Raw genomic sequence first — 23,036 nt, 5'->3', positions numbered from 1 at the left:
TCTAACAGATAAATTATTGAGATTTTCCATTAGAAGTTTTCCTACATTACCCTATTAGGCGTAGTGGCGTAATTCACCTTGTCCAAACAGGTTAGTACTACAACGCTTACAAATGGTTGGATGTTCAGGGTCAGAACCAACATCTTCAATATAATGCCAGCAGCGTTCACATTTAGGTTGTGCTGATGGGGTAATTGTAAATTGAGGTTCGCCATCTGCTTGAACAAGAGTTACTTTAGATACCATAAAGGCAAACCGTAAATCAGCTCCTAGACTATTGAGTATTGCATAGTCTTCAGCATTGACACTAACAACCGCTTCTGCTTGTAGAGAAGAGCCAATTAAGCCCTCGCTACGTTTGTTTTCCAGCTCTTTGTTGAGCAAGGCTCGAATAGCGAGAATACGTTGCCATTTGACCGATAATGCATCAGCATTGGTAATAGAAGGTAATTCCTCATATACTTCCGTAAACACTGTAATACCGTTAGCAAGTGGGGTATTTTTGAGGAAAGTTTTACGCATCTCAGTCCAGGCTTCTTCTGCAGTGAATGACAAAATCGGTGCCATGAGTTTAATCATCGTCATTGTGATGTAATACAAAGCTGTTTGTGCAGAACGACGAGCAAGACTAGTCTTAAAGGTGGTATAAAGACGATCTTTAAGAATATCAAGGTAGAATGCACCTAAGTCTTCAGAGCAGAAGATTTGTAAACGAGCTACCGCTGGATGAAACTCATATTTTTCATAGTTAGCCAACACCTGTGCTTGCATAGCTTTGGTCATTACAAGAGCATATTGGTCAATCTCTAGCATTTCACTAGGGGCAACCATATCTTTGGCTGCATCAAAGTCATTAAGATTACCAAGCAGGAAGCACAAGGTATTACGGATACGGCGATAACTTTCTACTACACGTTTAAGAATTTGGTCAGAAATAGATAGCTCACCTGAATAGTCTGTAGAAGCAATCCATAGGCGTAGAATTTCGGCCCCTAGTGTGTCAGAAATTTTTTGAGGAGAAATCACATTACCAAGTGATTTACTCATCTTACGACCCTCTCCATCCACAGTAAAGCCATGTGTGAGCAAGGCATTATAGGGAGGTCGACCAAACAACATAGAAGAAGTCAATAAGGACGAGTGGAACCAACCACGGTGTTGGTCAGATCCTTCAAGATAGAGATCGGCAGGCCATTTGAGAGTTTCTTCGTGGGAGCCTAAGCAAGTATGATCTTTGCCACCAAGCACGGTATAGTGAGTGGTACCAGAGTCAAACCATACATCAAGGGTATCTTTATTCTTTTCGTATTGTTCTGCTTCCCCAGCAGGCAAGAAATCACTAGGTTGAATTTTTTGCCATGCCTCAATGCCTTCTTTTTCAACACGTTGAGCTACCAGCTCTAGTAACTCAACAGTGCGTGGGTGTAATTCGCCTGTTTCTTTGTGTACAAAGAATGCCATAGGCACACCCCATTGACGTTGGCGAGACAGTGTCCAGTCAGGGCGATTGGCAATCATGGCATGCAAGCGGGCACGCCCCCAAGCAGGGTAGAAGTTGGTAGCATCTACACCTGCGAGTGCTTTTTCACGTAAAGTAGCAGAACCATCACTAGGTGCAATATCCATGCCTGCAAACCATTGGCTTGTCGCACGGTAGATGACTGGAGTCTTATGACGCCAGCAGTGCATATAGCTGTGAGATAGTGATTTTACTTGTAGCAAGGTACCTGCTGATTGTAATGTTTCAACAATTTTGGGATTGGCATCCCAAATAGTCATACCACCAAAGAGAGGTAAGGTACTTGCATATTGACCATTACCCATAACTGGATTGATGATTTTGTCATCGGTGACCCCATTGTTCTTGCAGGAAATAAAGTCATCCACACCATAGGCAGGAGCAGAGTGTACGATACCAGTACCTGTATCTACTGCAACATATTCAGCCAAATAGATAGGGGATAGACGGTTAAAACCCTCATGAACTTTAGCTAAAGGATGATGGAAAGCAATATGATCTAAAGAGCGGCCATCTGTAGTGGCGATAACCTTGCCCTCTAATTTCCATTGATCTAGGCAGGCTTCGTAGCGGTCTTTGGCAAGCAATAATAGTTTGCCTGTTGGTAGGGCTTCTGACAACTCAACTAAAACATACTCTAAGTCTGGATGTACATTGAGTGCTTGGTTAGATGGAATAGTCCATGGGGTTGTTGTCCAGATGACAACAGCACCATCAGCTACCTGGTCAAGACCAAATGCTTTGGCGAGTTTATCATGTTCAGCAAAAGGGAATGCCACGTCAATCGCTGGGTCTTTACGGTCTTGGTATTCGACTTCCGCTTCAGCTAATGCAGATTGACAGTCAAAGCACCAGTTTACAGGTTTTAAACCACGGAAGACATAGCCTTTTTCCAATAGACCAGCCAAGGCACGAATTTCATTAGCCTCATTGGCAAAGTTCATGGTGAGATAAGGATTGTCCCAATCACCCAATACACCGAGGCGTTTAAACCCTTGGCGTTGGCGATCTATTTGTTCGCGTGCATAGGCACGAGCCTTGGATTGGACTTCTTCAACAGGAAGATTTTTGCCAAACTGCTTTTCAATTTGAATTTCAATAGGCATCCCATGGCAATCCCAACCTGGTACATAAGGTGCGTCAAAGCCAGCCATATTACGGCTTTTAACAATAATGTCTTTGAGAATTTTGTTAACGGCATGTCCAAGGTGGATGTCTCCATTGGCATAAGGAGGGCCGTCATGAAGAACAAACTTAGGACGCCCTTTGCTTGCTTCACGAATAGCTTGATAGATTTTATTTTCTTCCCATTGAGCGACCCACTCTGGTTCGCGTTTGGATAAATTACCGCGCATAGGGAAGTCGGTTACGGGTAAATTTAAAGTATCTTTATAGTCCATGGATGTCAAAATAATGTTGAGTGATGCGGATATCTTCTTGAATAGCCGCTTTTAACACTTGTAAATCAGAAAATTTTTCCTCGTCTCTTACATATTGATGAAATGCAATGCTTACCATTTTACCGTAAGCGGAGACAGAATGATGCAGAATATGCACTTCCAGCAATACTTCTCCATGTGCTTCGACAGTAGGGCGGACGCCCAAGCTGGCGATTGCTGGCAGAGGTTGCTCTGTAAGTCCATGCACAGTGACGATATAAACGCCAGAACGCAAGGCACAGCGAGGCATAACAGGGATATTTAAGGTAGGAATACCGATGGTACGTCCGAGCTTTTTACCATGAATCACATGTCCACTAATCGTGTACTGACGACCTAAAAAAGCATTGGCCTTTTCGATTTGCCCAAAGGCTAGCGCATTGCGTAGTTCTGTGCTGGAATAACGAACTTGTTGATTATCTAGCACATCCTCCATAGTTTCCACTACAAAGCCATAACGGTTTGCTGCTTCTTGCAGCAGTTGAATATCTCCGCTACGACGGTGCCCAAAGCGAAAATCTTCTCCTACGTATAGATAACGCATATTCAGTTGCTCTAGCAGAAAATGTTGAATAAAGTCTTCTGCAGACATCTGTGCCATCGCTTGATTAAAGGTTTGTAAGTGAATGGCTTGAATGCCACAACAAGAAAGGGCTGCCACCTTGTCGCGTAAAGTAGAAATACGTGTAGGAATAAGCTCTGGGCGTTGCTCTCGTAGTCCAAAAAACTCTCTTGGATGAGGAGAAAAGGTAAGTACAGTGGGTTGCAACTGACGCAACTGCGCCTGCTTGACGAGATGTTCAAGCAAACGCTGATGCCCAATATGGACACCATCAAAATTGCCAATAGTTAAAGCAGTTGTTGGAACTGCTTTTTGATTACGATAAAGTTTAATAGAATTTTTCACAACGAACAGTTTACAATTTCTACTAATGAAATTGTAGGAGAAAACTTGTGTCTAACAAAAATACACCCAAAAGATTTGTTATTTTAATCTCTGGACGCGGTTCTAATATGCAATCCATCGTAAAAATGGCAAAAAGCCGTGATGATATGGAGATTGCAGCGGTGATTTCGCATAAATCCAACAGTGCTGGTTTGGTTTGGGCTGCAGAACAGGGGATTGCAACCTCAGAATTATTGCATAAATCTTTTGCCTCTCGTGAGGCATATGATGAGGCTTTGCGTGATTTAGTCCAAAGCTATCAACCTGATTATGTGATTTTGGCTGGGTTTATGCGGATTCTGACTAATGTTTTTATTGATCCTTTTGCTGGAAAGCTGGTGAATATCCATCCTTCTTTGTTACCTAGCTTTACTGGATTGGATACACATGAACGCGCATTGGCAGAAGGGGTAAAAGTACATGGTTGTACTGTGCATTTTGTGACACCAGTGCTTGATGAGGGTCCTATTATTGCACAAGCGATTGTTCCTGTGCTAGACGGAGATGACGCAGATATGCTTGCTGCACGGGTCTTGAGTATGGAGCATCAAGTATATCCTGCAGTAATAGATTATTTGACTCGTGATTTACTCTCTGTAGAGGGGAAAACAGTTGTTTATAAAGAAGCTGTTAAGACTCGCTTTGTCCATGCGGAATTATGAACAAAAAATGTATTAAGTTTTAGTAAAGGACCAATGCCTATTTTTTAATGCTGTCATTTTGAAAAGGTTAGAGTTTTTAAACTTAAAGCGAGACAACCATAAGATACAATAACCCTTTTGCTATAAATTAATCAGATAATGAACAAACAATCCAAAAATACTCAACGTACACACCGTAAGCTCGATGGACGTAAATCTGAGGGAGAAAAATTATCCCCTATTGCATTGCGTCTGCTACAAATTACCGATGTCCTTGGCCAAGTTTTAAAATTTAACTACCCTGCTGATGCGGTATTGTCCAAGTGGTTTAGAGAGCATCGTCAATTAGGAGGGCGTGACCGAGGTGAGGTAGCAGAAGCTGTGTTTGACGTGTTACGCCATCTGCGTCGTTATCGCCAATATGCTGAAAGTGGTGTGGGGGCAGCGAACCGTCGTTTGGCAATTTTGGGATTGGTTGCGACTTTGGGAGAGTCTACTGTATCTGCAGTAATAGAGGTAGATGAAAAAGAATGGTTAGAGCGAGTGTTAAAAATTGATAATGACACTTTAAATCCAGCTATTCGTTTTAGCGTTCCAGAGTGGTTGTTTACGGAGTTATCTAAACAGGAAAATGCTTCTGCTTTAATGAATGCCTTAAATGCTAAAGCACCATTGGATATCCGTGTTAATCCTCTTAAAGGGAATAGAGAGGAAGTACTGGCCACATTGGAAAAACAAGAGCCTAAACTTGCGATGAATCCAACACCTTGGTCACCTTTTGGTATTCGTTTTGTAGATAAGCCGGCCTTAAATCGATGGTCTTTGTTTGAAAAAGGTGTTATTGAGGTGCAGGATGAGGGAAGTCAGTTGCTGTGTATGCTAGTAAGTCCCCGTCGTTCAGATATGGTAATCGATTTTTGTGCGGGTGCGGGTGGTAAAACTTTATTACTTGGTGCGATGATGCGTTCTCAAGGTCGTCTTTATGCTTTTGATGTATCGGGTGCTCGGTTGGCAAAAGCAAAACCCCGTATCGCTCGTAGTGGATTATCCAATGTGACTTGCATTCAACTTAATAATGAAAATGATGTGCATGTAAAGCGCTTGGCAGGAAAAGCACAGCGTGTATTAGTCGATGCGCCTTGTTCTGGGATGGGGACATTGCGTCGTAATCCCGATTTAAAATGGCGTCAAACCCCAGAAGATTTAGTGGAGTTACGTGAATTACAAACACGCATTTTAAATAGTGCAGCTCGCTGCGTTGCTCCAGGAGGACGTCTTATCTATTCAACATGCAGTTTATTACCTCAAGAAAATGAAGAGCAAATCCATGCTTTCTTGGCTAAACATCCTGATTTTGTCTTGATTCCTTTTGAACAAGTATTGGGAGATCGCAATCCTGGTTTGCATTCTGATGATGGTATGCTTCATTTGCGTCCAGATGTTCATGGGACAGATGGCTTTTTTGCTGCTGTGTTAGAGCGTCAATCTTAATTATACTCAAGGATAACAGTCTTTTACTCTACTAGGGTATTCGTTTTGAGAGTACTCATGGATAAAAATATCTTATGATGCTGTTCACATTAGTTGTTATTGCACTTGTGGATAAAAACATCCAGTTGTTCCCGATAGCTGTTTCTGCTATTGTATAGGCTCTCTTATGGGGCAGATAACATCATGTTAAGTTTAAATGTGACAGACTTTTTTAAAAAGGATTTAGCAGGCTCTTTGCCTGGCTATACCTTGCGTCAGTCACAAATTGAGCTTTCTTTGGCAATAGAGCAAGCAATAGCAGATAAGTCTATTCTAATTGCAGAAGCAGGTACGGGGACAGGGAAAACACTGGCGTATCTTGTTCCTGCTTTTACCTCTATGGGTAAAGTCATCGTTTCCACAGGGACAAGAGTTCTACAAGATCAATTGTTTCGCAAAGATGCCCCTATGTTGAAAAAAGCTCTAGGGCTTCCTGTTAGGGTGGCTTTGCTCAAAGGTAGAGCAAACTACCTTTGCCATTTTCATTATCATCGTGTGGTAGATGATGAGTTTACCCAGTTAAACAGTCAACAGGAAGCCAAACAGCTCAAAGAAATCCAAATGTTTTTTCAGCGGACCAAGACAGGGGATAAAGCCGATTGTGCCTCAGTGCCTGAATCGTCACCTATATGGTCGCGAGTGACATCTACCAAAGAGAACTGTCTTAACAAAGATTGTCCTTATGTTGAAGATTGTTTTGTAGCTAAAGCACGGGCAGCCGCCAAAGAAGCTGATGTGGTGGTTGTTAACCATGCTTTGTTTTTTGCAGATATAGCCTTACGTAAAGAAGCAGATATTGATTTATTGCCAGTGGCAGACACAATTATTTTTGATGAGGCCCATCAATTACCAGACATTGCCACACAGTTTTTGGGGGATACCATCACCTTATCAGATGTGGATAAAGTGGTCAAAGAAATTGAAATACAGACCAATACCTATGTCAAAAGTGCGGCAGAGTGGGATAAATTGTGCAATGTGGTCAAACACGCTCTACTTGAGTTGCGTCTTATTGCTGGCCCCATTGAATCCATGCCTGGCAAACGAGCTGTTTTTGATCATATTCCTAATCAAGAGAAGTTCCTCGCCCAGTTGGATGTTTTGCTGGGGTGTATGGATGCACTATCACAGCGATTAGGGGTAGTTGCAGACCATCATATTGATTTACAAGAAGTCTATAATCGACTGAGTAATTATTTAAATCAGTTATATCAATGGACGTATCCAGAGCGATACGAAGAAAATGATAAAAATGTCTATGTACGTTGGATAGAATTTGGTGTGCATCAATTACGGTTAAGTCGAGCACCTTTATCAGTACAGAATTTTGTCCATTTTAAACGAGATGATCAGGCGTGGATTTTGACTTCAGCTACGTTATCGGTCAATCACCAATTTACCCATTTCCAGGCTCAGTTAGGTTTATGGGAGGCACAGTGCCATACATGGGAGTCACCTTTTAACTATTTTGAAAAGGCTCTCATGTATGTCCCAAGCCATCTACCTAGTGTGAAAGATGCTAGGTATGAAAGTCAGTTTGTTGATATGTTAGTGCCGTTTATCCAACGAACGCCTGGTGGGGTGTTATTGTTATGCACAACATTGCGAGCAGTAGAAATTTTTGGTGATTTATTGAGACAGGCTTTTGATAAAGCAGGGATTACAAGAGCCATATTATGCCAAGGGAGTGCTTCCCCTCGTGCCCTTGTAGATAGATTCCGACAAGAGAAAAATGCGGTATTAATAGGTAGTGCAAGTTTCTGGGAGGGAAGTGATTTTCCTGGAGATTTACTAACCTTGGTGGCTATTGATAAATTACCTTTTGCCCCTCCCGATGACCCTATTCTGGAGGCAAGGATTGAGGCCTGTCGCGAAAGAGGGGGGAATCCTTTTGTAGAAATTCAAATTCCAATGGCTGCTATTTCCTTAAAGCAGGGGGCAGGGCGACTGATTCGTACAGAAAATGATATGGGAGTATTGATTGTAGGGGATGAGCGTCTGGTCAGTCAGCGTTATAGTCCCATGTTATGGCGAAGTTTACCCAATTTTTTCCGTACACGAGATTTACAGGTAGCATTGAGTTTTTGGGGGAATTAAGACAGTTTGCCTTTGGACTTTTTATGTGGTCAAAAAAGTCACAAAGGCAAGGTACAGCATTAATCCTCACGACGTAGGTGAGGGAAGAGCAATACATCACGAATGCTAGCACTATCAGTAATTAACATCATTAGACGGTCAATACCAATACCGCAGCCACCAGCAGGAGGCATACCATATTCAAGGGCACGAATATAATCAGCATCATAGTACATAGCCTCTTCATCACCAGCATCTTTAGCACGGACTTGTGCCATAAAGCGTTCTGATTGGTCTTCTGGGTCATTTAACTCAGAGAAACCATTTGCAATTTCACGACCTGTGATAAAGAGTTCAAAACGCTCCGTGATGTCTTTGCGCTCATCAGAGGCACGGGCCAATGGTGACACCTCTACAGGATAGTCAATAATAAAGGTAGGATTCCATAATTGACTTTCAGCAGTTTCTTCAAAGAAAGCTAATTGTAATCCACCAAGACCTGCGTTTTTAATCGCTGGGTCATTCATATCTGCACCCAGTTTCTTTAATTCACTACGTAAGAACTCAGCATCATTAAGCTGTTCTTTAGTATATTGTGGGGCGTATTTGATGACTGCATCCACCATAGTGAGACGCTCAAAAGGAGCTTCTAAATCTAACTCACGACCTTGGTGGGTAATCTTTGCCGTACCGAGAGTTTTACGTGCTGTTTCACGAATAATTTTCTCAGTGAAATCCATAATCCAGCGATAATCAGTATAGGCAGCATAGAACTCCATCATGGTGAATTCTGGATTGTGACGTGGACTCACTCCTTCGTTGCGGAAATTACGGTTAATTTCAAAGACGCGTTCAAAACCACCAACCACAAGACGTTTTAAATAAAGCTCAGGGGCAATGCGTAAATACATGTCCATATCTAGCGCATTGTGGTGGGTGATAAAAGGTTTAGCTGATGCACCACCAGGAATTGGGTGAAGCATAGGGGTTTCGACCTCTAAAAAGCCTGCTGCCATCATTAATTGGCGAAGATGATTCATGGCCAAGCTACGTTTTTTAAAGGTATCACGTGTTTGTTCAGTCATGATAAGGTCAACATAACGTTGACGGTAACGTAACTCTTGGTCTGCAATACCGTGGAACTTGTCAGGTAATGGACGTAGAGACTTACTAATCAACTCAATGGATTGAGCATGAACAGAAAGCTCTCCCTTATTCGTTTTAAATACACGACCTTTTACACCGACAATATCACCAATATCCCAGGTTTTGAAGTCGTTATAGGCTTCTTCACCCAAGTGATTTTTGTCTAGGTAAACTTGAATACGTCCAGATGCATCTTGTAAAGTGGCAAAACTTGCCTTTCCCATCACCCGTTTCAGCATCATACGACCTGCAATACATGCTTGTTTCTCAAGAGGGTCTAACTCCTCTTTTGTCATGGCATCATAGGCTTGGTGCAAATCAGCTGCATGGTCTGTCGGGCGGAAGCTGTTCGGGTAGGCAACGCCTTTTTCTGCACGGATCTTATCAAGTTTTGCGCGACGTTCAGCGATGAGTTTGTTTTCATCTAATTCTGGAGTGGTATGTTGTTCTGTCATAGTATTCATAAAGTAAGTTATATTGTATTTTGTTTAATTATGCGATGTTAGGCTAACAATATTGATTGCATCGCCTAGCAAGAAAGCTGTCCTTGTTCATCAAGATTAAATCTTGCGAATATCGGCTAACGTTTGCTTGCCGAAATCAGGGCTAAGGCTGTAGGCTAGTATTTTAGCAGCAACATCAGCAGGGGCACTCAATCCTTGGTTGGCGTGTAAATCTTTAAATCGTTGTAAGTTGGGAAAATCTTTTTCATCACTACTACGGATATTTTCTTGCATATTGGTATCGACAACACCTGGGGCAAGAGCGACAATTTGAGCCCAAGGAGCTTCAAGTTGAACTACTTCACTATAACGGTCAAGAGCAGCCTTGGTTGCACAGTATACTCCCCAACCAGGATAGGCTGAACGCCCCGCACCAGAGGAAATATTAATAATTTGAATGCTTGGCTTATCAGTCTCTGTTGATGTATTGATATGCTTTGCCATATCACGTAAAAAAGCACTGCTTAGGGTAATAGCCGCAGCCACATTGATATGAAAAGCATTATCAATCTCAGCTGATAATCCAGGAGTGAGGCCGTTATATTGCACCATAGGACCTAGTACGCCCGCATTATTGATAAGTAAATAACGATCAGCCTTTTTTTGGAGGATAGTAGAAAGTTTACTGCATAAATTACGCACATCAATTGTATCACTCAGGTCGGCAACGAAATGATGATGTATTGTATGATTTTCTTCTGTAATCTTAGCAACACTTTTGAGAGATTCAGTACGTGCAACCGTAACAAGAATAGTGCATTCACGAGCTAATTGTTCGGCTAATGCCAAACCGATTCCCCGAGAAGCTCCTGTGACAATAGCAATAGTGTTCATAATCTTACCTATGTAAAGCGATGATTTTCCATATGGTCAATCATCTTTAAATTCCTTGTTTTAGACTCGCTTCAATAAAACTATCTAAATCACCATCAAGCACTTTTTGTGTATTGGAAATTTCGACACCAGTGCGCAAGTCTTTAATACGACTTTGGTCAAGTACATATGAACGAATCTGATGCCCCCAGCCGACATCGGTTTTGGCGTCTTCTAGCTTTTGTTGATCTGCCATACGTTTACGCATTTCTAATTCGTACAATTTTGAGCGTAGCATAGACATGGCTTCTGCTTTATTGCGGTGCTGAGAACGGTCATTTTGACATTGCACTACAATCCCTGTTGGCATATGGGTAATGCGTACTGCCGAGTCGGTTTTGTTAATGTGTTGGCCACCAGCACCACTTGCACGATAGGTATCAATGCGTAAATCGGCCGGATTAATTTCTATGTCAATAGAGTCATCTACCTCTGGGTAGACATAGAGACTAGCAAAGGATGTATGACGACCGTTTGCAGAGTCAAAGGGACTTTTACGAACAAGGCGGTGGACACCACTTTCTGTCCTTAAAAATCCAAACGCATACTCGCCCTCAACTTTGATGGTTGCAGATTTAATACCTGCTACATCACCAGCAGACTCTTCTAAGACCTCAGCTTTAAAACCTTTACGTTCGCAATAACGCAAATATTGACGCAGCAACATGGATGCCCAGTCTTGTGCCTCTGTGCCTCCAGCACCTGCTTGAATATCAATAAAGCAGTTTAGAGGGTCGGCAGGGTTATTAAACATACGGCGGAATTCAAAGCCCTCGATAATCTCGCCATAGCGACGAGCATCTTCTTCAATAGCTTCCAGTGTTGCATCATCATTGTCACTACTGGCAAGCTCAAAAAGCTCTTGACTGTCTTTGATGGATTGTTGGAGTTCTGTTAGTGTAAGGACAACATTTTCAAGATTTTTCTTCTCTCGTCCTAATTCTTGTGCTTTTTCAGGGTTTTCCCAAATAGTGGGATCTTCCATTTCTAGATTGACAACCTGCAGGCGTTCGGACTTTGCATCAAAGTCAAAGATACCCCCTTAGCGCTTGTTCGCGCTCAGCGTAGTCCGCTAATGCCGCAGCTAACTGGTTCTGGCGTTCTGCTTCCATGAGTATTCCAACAATAATTTTATTAATAAACCGTTTATTTTAACGGATTATTAGAAGATATATCAGGGATTTCCCTATTCAAAATGTTTTTTAGAAAATGTTGTATAGATGAATGTGCAATATCCACAGTAAGGGGTTCTGTTTTGCCGTTATTTTTCAAGAGATACAACCTAAAAACAGGCTCTGTGAATACGCTATAGTATTCACAGTTTTGTCATAAAGGCCTTAAATCTATTATTCTTTTACTTGTGCTGGAGTGCAGTCAAAGTATTGTTTAAAGGCTTGGGTAAAATTGGATACATGCTTATATCCACATTCATAGGAAATCTCACCAATGCTAAGGGTAGAATGCTTCAGTGCATGTAGGGCATATTTCATTTTTTTATGCCGTAACCAGGCATGAATTGTCAATCCGAAATGTTCTTGGACTCGACGTTGTAAGGTTCGTTCGCTAATATTCAGTGCTTTTGCTAAATCACTAATGTGCCATGAGGGTTGAAAAATGGCATTAAGTTGTTGAGTGAAAGCATGAGTAGGATTGGGTAGCACATTGTGAGTCTGTGCATCACTGTGTTGTTCAAAAGTACGCCATAATTCAGCCAATAAATGCAATGCATTAGCTTCTTGGTGTAGTTGTTGATAAAGAGAGTTTTCGTGTTGCTTTAAAAAGAATAAACATAGCTCTCGTATCTCTGGTGTCAATGTCCAAATACGTACAGTATCATCGAATACGGCAGGGCAAACAGTTTTTTTGTAATATTGACGCAGCCATTTTTCAATCCCTTTGACTGCAACTTTAACACAACGCTCTCCTTGTATTAAATGCCGTGTAAATAAACTTTCTTGTGCGATGGACACCATGATAATGCGTCCACCTTTAGCAGGGATTTCATAAAGATGATTATTAATACTGAAGCGTAATTGTCCTTCTAGCAGAACTATAAAATTCACATAACTGTCGACCATTCGGCTGCAATCCATATTTTTCTTGGGTGTCAGTACCCCTCCATGCACATGAATGCCACTATTAAATTCATTGAAGTCATAGGTGCCTTCTAGCCAATCATGGACTTCATCACTATGAGTGAGGTGAATGAATTGTTCACTATTAAGGTGTTCTGTCAGCTCATTGGAAAAGGATGTTGCTTTATCAAAAGAAGAGGGCTGTTTATTAAAACTCTCTGTTTGTCTATTAATGGATGCTGTTTGTTGCATGATAGCCGCAATGTCCGAAATTCAACAAATAATGTCTATTTTAAATAAAAATCATTCTCATTACTGTGAAATTTTAATTTTAAAATAATAAAACTGATTTAAAGCAGAGCTTATTCCTCAAAGGGACTTTACTGCGAACCCTCATTGATAGTGAGTGTGATTGTGTTGAAGAAGTAGGGAATAGGTCAATTTATTATAGTTATATATGAGGTTATTTTTATATGAAAGGGTTTAATTTGAAGCTGACCACAGCTATTGTGGCCTCTCTTTTTGCTTCGCCACTTTATGCACAAGATAATAAGGATGTGACTCAACTTGAGACGGTTGAAGCCGTCAATGAACGCATCTATGATGCTATTGCCACAGAGAAAACTCGTGACTATAGTTCATTTGCTTCTACCGTAGGGACTAAACGTCCAGCTGCTTTGCGTGAGATTCCTCAGTCTATTACGGTGATTACTAATCAGCAAATTGAAGATCGTAATGTGAATACGTTAGATCAGTTAGCTTCTAAAACACCGGGATTACGCGTATTGCCTAATGACGATGGTCGTTCGTCTGTGTATGCTCGAGGGTATGAATACAGCGAGTATAACATTGATGGATTACCTGCTCAGATGACCAGTATTTCGGGAGGTTTACCTAATCTTATCGTATTTGACCGAGTAGAAATCATGCGTGGTCCTAGCGGATTATTTGATAGTAGCGGCGAAATGGGCGGAATTATTAATTTTGTACGCAAACGTTCAACCAAGGATTTCTCGGGAAGTATTGGGGCAGGTTATGGCTCTTCTAAACGTTACAATATAGATGGCGATGTTTCAGGTTCTTTGAATAGCTCTGGTTCTTTGAGAGGGCGACTCATCGCTCAGGCGAACGGGGTTTCTTATAAGCCAGCAGAAAAAAATAACCATAATGAGACGTTCTATACGGCTTTTGACTGGGATATTACACCACAGACAACATTGGGACTTGGCTATTTGTATCAACAACGTCACTTATCGCCTGATAATGGTCTTCCTACCTATGCAGATTTAACATTGTTACCGCTTCCTCAAAAAGTATTTGTAGGGGCAGATTGGAATAAATTTAAAATGCGTAGTCACGATGTTTTTGCAGACTTGAAGCATTATTTTGATAATGGTGCGCATGGTAAGATTGGACTACGCTATTCTGATCGAGAAGCGGATTCTAATTATGCATTTTCAGGGTCTGCCTTAAATGCCAAGAATCAGACGACGGTTTCTTATTTAGGGCAGCACATTGAACAGCGTTCATTTGCTATTGATGCCAGTTATAGTCAATCATTTAACTGGGGAAAAACGCGCAATGACTTTGTTGTAGGGGCTAATTATAGTCACACCAATTACGATTATGATATGGGACGCTCTAAAGCAAGTGCCTTGGATTATAGAGATTTTGGTAGCTTAAGTTATGTTGATATCTTAGGTGGGGCTCGTCAAGGGTTGAAAGGCTTCTCATTAAGTTCCACAACGACTAAACAAAGTGAACAGGGGGTTTATGGAAAACTCGTATTACGTCCTGTTGACGCATTGTCCGTTATTCTAGGAGGTAGGTTAGGTCACTATAGAACAGAGGCCGTGGCTAATAATGTAAAAAATACACGAAGCGAGACGAATTTTACAGGATATGGTGGTCTGGTCTTTGATTTCTTGCCTAATCATAGTCTATATGCAAGTTATTCAATGCTGTACGCTCCGCAAACTTCTGTCGGTGAAGATGGTCGTCTATTGAAGGCGCGTGAAGGTACTCAAATCGAAGGAGGGTATAAAGGGTCATTTAATAATGATGCCTTGAATGTTCGACTTTCGGTGTATCGCTTGAAAGATAAGAATCAAGCAGTTTCAGCCGGAGCCAACGTGAGTTATAGTGTCCCACTAGGTAAACGAGAAATTAATGGTTTTGAAGCTGAGGTCAGTGGAAATATCACAGATAAGTGGCGTATTCATGCAGGTTATAGCTATATTGATACACAGGTGGTGGTAGGTTCTCCTGAGGCGACTTTCTTCTTGATGCCACGCCATAGCGGTAATTTATGGACAACCTATGATGTGACAGAGAAATTGACGGTGGGTGCAGGAGTGAATGCGATGAGTGGCATTCGTTCCGCACAAAAAGTATCGACAGGAGGATATGCCACATATGATTTGATGCTGGCTTATGCTTTTACCCCCAAATTTAAAGCACAAATCAATGTAGAGAATGTCTTTAATCGTCACTATTACGCACGGGTAGGGGCAGGTACGACTTTCAACATCCCCGGCAAAGAGCGTAATATCTTTGTTAGCGCACGTTATTCTTTCTAAGAAAACGGTTCTGCATTTTCTAAAGGGGCGTGGTTTCAATGGCCATGCCCCTTTGTTATTTTTGCGAATTCTTTTAAAGTAAGACAATATCGTACATCTCTTGTGTATATGAATTATCCACTTCTAGGCTAATCGGTTTACCAATAAAATCATCTAGCATGGCGAGGTAATTGCTTTCCTCGTCAAGAAATAAATCAATGACCTGAGGCGATAAAATTAAGCGGAACTCTTTGGGGTTAAATTGTTTAGCCTCACGCAAAATTTCTCGCATAATGGTATAGGCCACAGTACGTGCTGTTTTCACATAACCTCGACTATCGCAAGTAGGGCAAGGCTCTGTAAGCAAGGTGGTTAACGAATCACGGGAGCGTTTGCGTGTCATCTCTACAAGACCTAATGGAGAAAAACCATTCAGTGTAGTGCGTGTCCTATCTTTGGCAAGAGCTTTTTGTAGCTCTGATAATACTGCTTCTTGATGATCAGGGTTGTCCATATCAATGAAATCAATGATAATAATGCCCCCTAAGTTGCGTAGGCGTAGCTGACGGGCAATTTCAATACTGGCTTCTAAATTGGTTTTGAAAATGGTGTCATTAAAATTACGCCATCCTACAAACCCACCCGTATTGACATCAATGCTGGTCAGGGCTTCGGTCTGGTCAATCACAAGATACCCCCCCGATTTTAAATCTACACGACGTGAAAGGGCAGCATTAATTTCGTCATCAATATTTGCTGTATCAAAAAGAGGCCTAATCCCCGTGTAATGATTCACTTTATGGGTAATATCGGGGGTATAGACTTTTGACCATTCGATTAAGTGCTGAGAGGCACTGCGAGAATCAATCTCCACTGAAATGGTTTCAGGTACAACCATATCGCGCATAACTCGCTCTAATAGATCCAAATCTTGATAAATAAGGCTAGGAGCCCCATGCGTTTGAATGGCTTCTTTGATTTTTTGCCAACGCAAACACAAGTATTCCACATCTCGCTGAATCTCTGCTTCACTTGCCATCTCGGCTTGTGTGCGAATGATATATCCTCCTTTTTCATTAGGTGGTAATAACGGTGTGAGGATATTTTTTAGGCGTTCTCGCTCTGTATCATCTTCAATCTTTTGGGAGACCCCAATATGGTTATCAAAAGGCATATAAACTAGAAAACGCCCTGCAATGCTAATCTGGTTGGAGAGTCGAGCTCCTTTGTTATTAATTGCATCTTTGATAACTTGCACCATAATAGATTGTCCTTCAAAAAGGATTTTCTCAATCTGTTGTTGTGGTAGACCATTATTGCGTGCTACACGACTTTCTTGCAAGTCTGCAATATGGATAAAGGCAGCGCGTTCTAGACCAATATCTACAAAAGCACTTTGCATGCCAGGGAGTACGCGGACGACTTTGCCGATGTAGACGTTGCCGACTTTACCGCGTTGGCTAGTCCTTTCGATATGCACCTCTTGTAGTGTGCCTTGCTCCATAATTGCCACACGAGTTTCAAAAGGGGTGACATTGACGAGAATTTGTTCGCTCATTATATGAATAAAAAATAACTTAAGATATTGCTATTATAAAGAATAAGCATTCACTACGTTAGACTTTATTTTAAGAACAAGATGCAATTTTCATGAAATGCAGTTGTGTAAAAAGGAAATCCATAATGGTCTCAATGTCATGCAGGTAAGATAATATTTTTTCCGTTACAATAGTGGCTTGTTAAAAAATCATTAGGAATTCGTGGTGAGCATATCTACCGACAATACTTATATTTCTACCGTTATTCGCAATCGTATCAAGCAGTCAGGTCGCCGTTTTAATGCCAATGACAATATTGCTGAGTTTATCCAACCAGGTGAGTTGGAGCTGTTGCAAGCAGAGGTAGAAGCCAAGTTTCAGGAGGTTCTTAATAGCTTGGTGATTGATACCGATACCGATCATAATACACGTGAGACGGCAAAGCGTGTAGCCAAGATGTATATCCAAGAAGTTTTTGCTGGGCGTTATACTGAGATGCCCGAGATGACAGAGTTCCCCAACATTGAAAAACTCAATGAGTTAATCATTGTGGGGCCTATTACTATTCGTAGTGCTTGTTCACACCATTTTTGTCCTATTATGGGTAAGTGTTGGATTGGTATCATGCCCAATGAGAAGTCTAACCTGATTGGCTTGTCTAAATACGCTCGTCTAGCCAGTTGGATTATGCAGCGTCCACAGATTCAAGAAGAAGCAGTAGTACAGCTATCCGACATGTTATTTAATAAAATGAAACCTGACGGAGTCGCTGTTGTGATGAAAGCCGATCATTTTTGCATGCAATGGCGTGGTGTTAAGGATGTTAACTCTAAAATGATAAATAGTGTTATGCGAGGTTCATTCCTTAAAAACTCTGATTTGCGTAAAGAATTTCTAGCATTGATTAATCAAGCAGGTTAACTCTAATAGCAAGGGTGAGCTTTGCTTACCAAATTCCTACTTTCTGAGGTGTTTCCTTAAGTAATAAGTTAGCGCTATAGCCAGCGAGTTTTTCCATCACTTCAAAAGTCGTACTTGGGAAGTGCTTTTGTAGATAGTTTTGCAAGAAAAATTGTGTATCTTGGCTAATAGCTAAATCTTCTTCAGGATGCAAGTTGTAGATGACTGTAAGTACAGGGATATTACGCTGTTGACAAGCATATAGACTGAGTAGTGTATGATTAATACTGCCTAGCCTGCTGGAGGTGACAAGGATAGTAGGGTAGTGTCTTGTTGCAATATAGTCTATGGTTGTTCTATCTTCTTGATATGGTACATATAAACCTCCTGTACCTTCGATTAGTACAACATCATAACGTAGAGAGAGTGTTTGGGTGCTTTGATCAAAGACCTGCTCTTCAATTTTTTTATTTGCTAATTTGGCAGCAAGTAGAGGAGAGCAAGGATAGTCAAAAATATAGGGACAAGTGAGACCCTGATTATCTTCGGGGGTAAGTTCTATCCCTTGAATTTCTCTATGTTTGATAATATCTTCTGGTATACCTTTGCATCCAGTCTGAACAAGTTTTTGGGTAATAACTTTGTAGCCTTGCTGCATGAGTTTGCTTGCATACCAGCCAGTAGCACAAGTTTTACCGACATTGGTATCAATACCACTTATAAAAATAATGGAAGGAACTTGCCGGTTAGTGTTTGCAGAGACGGGGGAAACAGAATAATTCATAATGCATTGTAAGAGTTAAAAGTAATAAGAAAGTCCCTATTGTGACAAATAAGAGTATATTCAGCGTATATTTGATAAATATGTGGGTTTATGACAGGTATGTATCTTCATATTTCGTGTCCTCAAGGATAATATTTGATAATAAAACTATTTGTTGACCTTTTTTCTAACTCCTATCCATAGTGGGGTATAGGTAAGTCCAACATGCTGATTTTTTTGAGTAAACTCATCAGAATAACGTTTACAAAAGAAAAGAAGTTGTTGACGATTCCATATGGTTTTTTGCAATGCTGTTACACCTGTGTATTTAAGATGACAAAGTACTTCCATAGGGGTACGAAAGAATAACTGGATAGTTTTTGTTTCACAGCAAATTAGATCGAAGTCATGCGACAACCATGTGTGCCATTGAGCTAGGCTAGGATAATCCAATCCTTTGCCTGTTAATTGGCGAATTTCCTTAAGATTATCCGCAGTAAATGTACTCAAAAATAACCAACCTTTAGGCTTAAGGCTTTTTGCACAACGTTTCAGGAAGGCTGGTTTATCTTGTACCCACTGTATGGCAGAGGCACTGATAATAAGATCACAGAAAGGAGGCAGGGTTATCTGTTCCATATCTCCTTGTAAAAATGTCCAATGTGGTAATGTAAGTTTTTGGGCAACTAAGTCTTGCATATCACACAAATCGTTGATATACCAATTATTGACAAGGATATGTTGTTGTAACTGTTGGGTGAGTAGCCCTGTGCCACAACCTAGCTCTAATAACTGGTGGAATTGGGTGCCTGCATGCTTTAGCAATAAATCTAACAGATGTTGATTAATCTGCTGTTGTGCAATGGCATGTTGATCATAGGATTCTTTTGCCTTGTGAAACCTTTGCTGGATAAGTTTTTTATCGAGTTTACTAGGGCTAGTACAGCTTCTCTCATTCATCTTGATAGAAGGGTAATCAATCGATGCTCTCGATGTAGCCATACGCTGTGATGTGGCAATCAAATGTTCCATAGTTCCTCCCAGTGAGTAAAGGTTGGGAAAAGCCAATGTTCCCCTTTGACTTCATGGATAGGGCAATGCGGTTGCCAATAACGGCGCATGTTTTTAATAGGGAAAATTGCATCTTGTGTTGCCAGTAATGCATGAGACCAAGGGATTATTGGCATAGCAACATGGGATAAGTGTGATTCTGTAGTTGATGTAATACCTAAAGAAATGCTAGGTGTTATAGAGTCAGGGCTTAACCAGTGTTGTAAACATTGTAGTTCCTGTTGTATATCTTCAAAATCACGATAATCTGCAACTTGCTGGTATTGCGATAAAAATTCACCACACATGCGACGCTCAAAACGCAGACGACTTTGAGGGTTTAATGTCTTTACCGTAGCATCAAAAACAGCGGTAGGAATACCCTTTGTATTATGGCGAGGAAGTCCAGTACCATTAACAGCAGTGGCACTTTTAATCCGCGATAGCAGGGAGTTGTCTGCCTTAAATAAAGGTTGAAATACTTGTTCAGCCACCCATACTCCCATAGACCATGCCACGATATGAATGTTTTCATAGGCATCAAGGTCTATAAGGTAGGCAAGATTATGGTACCTATATGCAATGGCTAAATCGGTATTGGGGGGGAGCCTTAGATGATTTACGGCACCGGGTGGTGTACCCCAACCTGCGAAGTAGCAAATCAGTTGTGAGCCTTGGTGTTGCTGTAAGTGTATGTCCATTGATTGTCAGCCAGGTAGTATGCAGTGAGAGTTATATTGTTTTTAAAACATCTAGCAACTGTTCTAACTCCGTTAATTGCACATCGGCATTGAGAGAAAAACGAATTCTTGCTGTGCCTACAGGGACGGTAGGCGGACGAATAGGCAAACAGTAATAACCGGATTGTTGCAGCCGTTGGGCTAGTTTAATGACTTTTTCATTATCTCCTAGGATATAAGGCACGATACAGCTTTCGCTTGGCATAGGGACTTGAAAAAGCTCACTCAACTGTTGCCGGAAAAAAGCACTGGTTTGGGCAAGACGGGTTCGTTGTTGTTTGAGTTGTGCTAAGCGTTGGAAAACAAAATACGTCCATGCTATATTAAACGGTGGTAATGTCGTTGAGAAAATTAAAGGGCGCATTTTATTGACAAGCAACTGACGCAGTGGCTGTGAACAAAGGACATAAGCTCCTATAGAAGCCATGGCTTTACCAAAAGTACCGACAAGTAAATCAATGTCTGCAATGCACTGTTGTGCCTCTGCCAGTCCTAACCCATTATCACCATAGACACCGATGGCATGTGCCTCATCCACATAGAGTAAGACTTGAGGATAGTGTTTTTTGAGTGTGACTAACTGGGATAAATCCGCATGGTCTCCATCCATGCTAAAAACACTTTCTGTGACAATAATTATGCGTTCATAATGCGAGTTTTCCGCTAATAGAGCTTCTAAGTGTGCATAGTCATTATGCCGATAACGTATAAAATCCACAGCTGCTAACCGTATGCCATCAATAAGGCTAGCATGGACAAATTTATCTGCCAGAATTAGAGTATTTTTGTCTACTAGAGCAGGTAAAATACCTATGTTGGCATGATAACCGCTATTTAATAGTAGGCAGCTTTCGCGTTGAAAAGCAGTAGATATAGCACTCTCCAGTTGCTCATAGATGGGGAAATTACCTGTCAATAAACGCGAAGAAGTAGAAGAAAAAGGTAATAGGGTGGAGCATTGCTGCAAAAATGCTTGTTGCCAGTCTTGGCGGTAGGATATGCCAAGATAATCATTGCCCGATAAGTTCAGTAGCCGTTGTCCATGAAGAGTAACATAACGTCCTTCATGGTCTAAGAAAGGAATTTGGCGATATTGATGTTGCTCACGCAGCTGTTGTAATTGCTGGTTGACATAACTATTGTCAACTGTGGTTTTTCTCAGAAGAGTATTATTCATTAGCATACTCCTCTGCCAATGCAGCTAACATTCCGTTAACAAGTAGTGTAAGTTCCTGTTCTTGGATAATAAACGGAGGCATAAGATAGACTAATCGACCAAAAGGTCTTACCCAAACACCATGTTGCACAAAACGAGGCTGTAGGCTGTCCATATTAACGGGAGTATGTAGCTCCAATACTGCAATAGCACCGAGTATACGCACTTCTTTTACATAGGGAAGTTGTTGTGCCTTGGTAAGTAACTGTGTGAGTTGTTTTTCTATAGCTTGTACCTTACTTTGCCAAGAAGATGACAATAGTAGCTGAATGCTTTCATTAGCAATAGCACAGGCTAGAGGATTGGCCATAAAGGTGGGACCATGCATGAAGCATTTCGCTTCGCCAGCACAGATTCTGCGAGCTATATCAGTACTGGTAATGGTGGCGGATAAAGTGAGATAGCCGCCAGTAAGTGCTTTACCAATACACATGATGTCAGGGACAACTTGTGCATGTTCATAAGCAAAAAGTTTACCAGTCCTTCCAAAACCTGTGGCAATTTCATCAAAAATCAGCAATACGCCATATTGTTCGCACAAGGCTTTAGCCTGACGTAGGTATTCTGGAGAGTAGAAATACATCCCTCCAGCCCCTTGTACAATAGGCTCAAGAATAAGAGCTGCAATTTGTTCAGCATGCTTGTCCAGTAAATCACGCAAGGGGAGGATAGCACTGTCCTCCCACTGTTGATGAAAGCCAATCGGAGGTTGAGGAAGAAAAAACTGGGTGGGTAGACCGCGGTTAAATAGGCTATGCATACCTGTAACCGGATCACAGACGGACATAGCGTGCCAAGTGTCGCCGTGATAGCCTGATCGGATGGTGGCAAATTGATAGCGTTGGGGGTAGCCACATGCATGTTGGTATTGTACTGCCATCTTCATAGCCACTTCTACTGCAATTGAGCCACTATCCGCAAAGAAAATCTTATCTAATGTAGGAGGCAAGAGTGATAATAGTGTCTGTGCTAGTTGAATGGCAGGTTCGTGGGTCAATCCACCAAACATAATATGACTCATGTGCTGAAGCTGCTGGGTGGCGGCGGCATTTAAGCGTGGGTGATTATACCCATGCACTGCCGACCACCACGATGACATCCCATCAATGAGTTGACGACCATCTTTTAGATGAATATACACGCCATTGGCACGCTCTACTGCAAAAAGAGGAGTAGATGTCTCTACAGCAGCATAAGGATGCCAAATATGTGCTCTATCAAAATCGAGCATGGCTTGTTCATTCATTAAGTTCTCCCTGTTTGTTGATGGATTATTTCATTTCAAAGATGTTGTTTTTACACAGCAAGCGAAATGTATTCTACAGAAGAGTAAATAGGGGGAGTACTTTATTTTTGAAAGAATAATAATGTGAAGTTAAGCGAAATTAAATAATTTTAAGGATAGTAAATGATATGTAATTTCTATTTGAAATTATTTTAATTAAAAAATAAAAAATATTTAAACAAGAAAAAAACGCTGTTTGTTGTTTTCAGGGAACTGATATTGCTTAATACATAAAAAA

At 41.2% G+C, this 23,036-nt stretch carries 17 protein-coding genes; 5 read left to right on the top strand and 12 right to left on the bottom strand.

Going from position 1 to position 23,036, the window contains the following annotated elements; all coding sequences use genetic code 11:
- Positions 1-54: 54 nt before the first annotated feature.
- Both ileS and HKX40_RS02875 read right to left on the bottom strand, forming a co-directional pair.
- Complete coding sequence (ileS, locus tag HKX40_RS02880; RefSeq protein ID WP_171588044.1) at positions 55-2,919, bottom strand: isoleucine--tRNA ligase; 2,865 nt, start codon at positions 2,917-2,919, stop codon at positions 55-57.
- A complete protein-coding gene (locus HKX40_RS02875) occupies positions 2,909-3,865 on the bottom strand; it encodes a bifunctional riboflavin kinase/FAD synthetase (protein WP_171588043.1) in 957 nt (318 codons plus the stop codon). The genes ileS and HKX40_RS02875 overlap by 11 nt, the downstream gene beginning before the upstream one ends.
- 47 nt (positions 3,866-3,912) lie before the next feature.
- Between HKX40_RS02875 and purN the strand changes: the two genes are divergently transcribed.
- The 3 genes from purN (at position 3,913) to yoaA (ending at position 8,172) form a co-directional block, all read left to right on the top strand.
- On the top strand, positions 3,913-4,566 hold the full coding sequence (gene purN, locus HKX40_RS02870; RefSeq protein WP_171588042.1) for a phosphoribosylglycinamide formyltransferase: 654 nt from the start codon (positions 3,913-3,915) through the stop codon (positions 4,564-4,566).
- Between the two features lie 138 nt (positions 4,567-4,704).
- Positions 4,705-6,036, top strand: a complete 1,332-nt coding sequence (locus HKX40_RS02865; protein WP_171588041.1) for an RsmB/NOP family class I SAM-dependent RNA methyltransferase — start codon at positions 4,705-4,707, stop codon at positions 6,034-6,036.
- A gap of 183 nt (positions 6,037-6,219) precedes the next feature.
- A complete protein-coding gene (yoaA, locus tag HKX40_RS02860; protein ID WP_171588040.1) occupies positions 6,220-8,172 on the top strand; it encodes a DNA repair helicase YoaA in 1,953 nt (650 codons plus the stop codon).
- Between the two features lie 59 nt (positions 8,173-8,231).
- Here yoaA and lysS read toward each other — a convergent pair whose 3' ends face one another.
- The 4 genes from lysS to HKX40_RS02840 form a co-directional block, all read right to left on the bottom strand.
- Entirely contained in the window at positions 8,232-9,752 is a 1,521-nt protein-coding gene (gene lysS, locus HKX40_RS02855; protein ID WP_171588080.1) for a lysine--tRNA ligase, read from the bottom strand.
- A 105-nt stretch (positions 9,753-9,857) separates the two neighbouring features.
- Entirely contained in the window at positions 9,858-10,634 is a 777-nt protein-coding gene (locus tag HKX40_RS02850) for an SDR family NAD(P)-dependent oxidoreductase (protein WP_171588039.1), read from the bottom strand.
- Positions 10,635-10,680: 46 nt separating this feature from the next.
- Positions 10,681-11,785, bottom strand: a protein-coding gene (gene prfB, locus HKX40_RS02845; RefSeq protein ID WP_171588038.1) for a peptide chain release factor 2 whose coding sequence is annotated in 2 segments (ribosomal slippage) — positions 10,681-11,703 and positions 11,705-11,785 — 1,104 coding nt in all. Because the reading frame shifts where the segments join, the coding sequence is not laid out codon by codon here.
- A gap of 234 nt (positions 11,786-12,019) precedes the next feature.
- Positions 12,020-13,000, bottom strand: a complete 981-nt coding sequence (locus HKX40_RS02840) for a helix-turn-helix transcriptional regulator (protein WP_171588037.1) — start codon at positions 12,998-13,000, stop codon at positions 12,020-12,022.
- Positions 13,001-13,221: 221 nt separating this feature from the next.
- Between HKX40_RS02840 and HKX40_RS02835 the strand changes: the two genes are divergently transcribed.
- Positions 13,222-15,327, top strand: coding sequence for a TonB-dependent siderophore receptor (locus tag HKX40_RS02835; protein WP_171588036.1), 2,106 nt, complete (start codon positions 13,222-13,224; stop codon positions 15,325-15,327).
- Positions 15,328-15,400: 73 nt separating this feature from the next.
- Here HKX40_RS02835 and rng read toward each other — a convergent pair whose 3' ends face one another.
- Positions 15,401-16,864, bottom strand: a complete 1,464-nt coding sequence (gene rng, locus HKX40_RS02830; protein ID WP_171588035.1) for a ribonuclease G — start codon at positions 16,862-16,864, stop codon at positions 15,401-15,403.
- A gap of 211 nt (positions 16,865-17,075) precedes the next feature.
- Between rng and folE the strand changes: the two genes are divergently transcribed.
- The gene (gene folE / locus HKX40_RS02825) at positions 17,076-17,765 is read left to right on the top strand and encodes a GTP cyclohydrolase I (protein ID WP_171588079.1); all 690 of its coding nucleotides are present in this window, start codon (positions 17,076-17,078) and stop codon (positions 17,763-17,765) included.
- A 25-nt stretch (positions 17,766-17,790) separates the two neighbouring features.
- On the opposite strand, the gene bioD is transcribed toward folE, so the two are convergent.
- The 5 genes from bioD to bioA all read right to left on the bottom strand — a co-directional run bounded on the left by bioD (position 17,791) and on the right by bioA (position 22,759).
- On the bottom strand, positions 17,791-18,528 hold the full coding sequence (gene bioD, locus HKX40_RS02820; RefSeq protein WP_171588034.1) for a dethiobiotin synthase: 738 nt from the start codon (positions 18,526-18,528) through the stop codon (positions 17,791-17,793).
- Between the two features lie 147 nt (positions 18,529-18,675).
- Entirely contained in the window at positions 18,676-19,539 is an 864-nt protein-coding gene (bioC, locus tag HKX40_RS02815; RefSeq protein ID WP_171588033.1) for a malonyl-ACP O-methyltransferase BioC, read from the bottom strand.
- Positions 19,527-20,258, bottom strand: coding sequence for a DUF452 family protein (locus HKX40_RS02810; protein WP_171588032.1), 732 nt, complete (start codon positions 20,256-20,258; stop codon positions 19,527-19,529). The genes bioC and HKX40_RS02810 overlap by 13 nt, the downstream gene beginning before the upstream one ends.
- Before the next feature lie 31 nt (positions 20,259-20,289).
- Positions 20,290-21,474: an 8-amino-7-oxononanoate synthase gene (locus HKX40_RS02805; protein ID WP_171588031.1), complete on the bottom strand. Its 1,185-nt coding sequence runs from the start codon at positions 21,472-21,474 to the stop codon at positions 20,290-20,292.
- Positions 21,467-22,759 (bottom strand): adenosylmethionine--8-amino-7-oxononanoate transaminase, encoded by a 1,293-nt coding sequence (gene bioA / locus HKX40_RS02800; protein ID WP_171588030.1) that lies wholly within the window; start codon positions 22,757-22,759, stop codon positions 21,467-21,469. The genes HKX40_RS02805 and bioA overlap by 8 nt, the downstream gene beginning before the upstream one ends.
- Positions 22,760-23,036: the final 277 nt, after the last annotated feature.

Origin of the sequence: Pelistega europaea (assembly GCF_013133775.1) — a bacterium.
Classification (GTDB): domain Bacteria; phylum Pseudomonadota; class Gammaproteobacteria; order Burkholderiales; family Burkholderiaceae_B; genus Taylorella; species Taylorella europaea.
This window is presented reverse-complemented; position numbering and strand designations above follow the sequence as displayed.

Bases quoted from the DNA above. Each gene is read 5' to 3' on its own strand.
- HKX40_RS02850 (WP_171588039.1), bottom strand. From the start codon at position 10,634: ATGAACACTATTGCTATTGTCACAGGAGCTTCTCGGGGAATCGGTTTG.
- rng (WP_171588035.1), bottom strand. From the start codon at position 16,864: ATGAGCGAACAAATTCTCGTCAATGTCACCCCTTTTGAAACTCGTGTG.
- HKX40_RS02865 (WP_171588041.1), top strand. From the start codon at position 4,705: ATGAACAAACAATCCAAAAATACTCAACGTACACACCGTAAGCTCGAT.
- HKX40_RS02810 (WP_171588032.1), bottom strand. From the start codon at position 20,258: ATGGACATACACTTACAGCAACACCAAGGCTCACAACTGATTTGCTAC.
- yoaA (WP_171588040.1), top strand. From the start codon at position 6,220: ATGTTAAGTTTAAATGTGACAGACTTTTTTAAAAAGGATTTAGCAGGC.
- HKX40_RS02840 (WP_171588037.1), bottom strand. From the start codon at position 13,000: ATGCAACAAACAGCATCCATTAATAGACAAACAGAGAGTTTTAATAAA.
- ileS (WP_171588044.1), bottom strand. From the start codon at position 2,919: ATGGACTATAAAGATACTTTAAATTTACCCGTAACCGACTTCCCTATG.
- bioD (WP_171588034.1), bottom strand. From the start codon at position 18,528: ATGAATTATTCTGTTTCCCCCGTCTCTGCAAACACTAACCGGCAAGTT.
- lysS (WP_171588080.1), bottom strand. From the start codon at position 9,752: ATGACAGAACAACATACCACTCCAGAATTAGATGAAAACAAACTCATC.
- HKX40_RS02805 (WP_171588031.1), bottom strand. From the start codon at position 21,474: ATGAATAATACTCTTCTGAGAAAAACCACAGTTGACAATAGTTATGTC.
- bioA (WP_171588030.1), bottom strand. From the start codon at position 22,759: ATGAATGAACAAGCCATGCTCGATTTTGATAGAGCACATATTTGGCAT.
- HKX40_RS02835 (WP_171588036.1), top strand. From the start codon at position 13,222: ATGAAAGGGTTTAATTTGAAGCTGACCACAGCTATTGTGGCCTCTCTT.
- bioC (WP_171588033.1), bottom strand. From the start codon at position 19,539: ATGGAACATTTGATTGCCACATCACAGCGTATGGCTACATCGAGAGCA.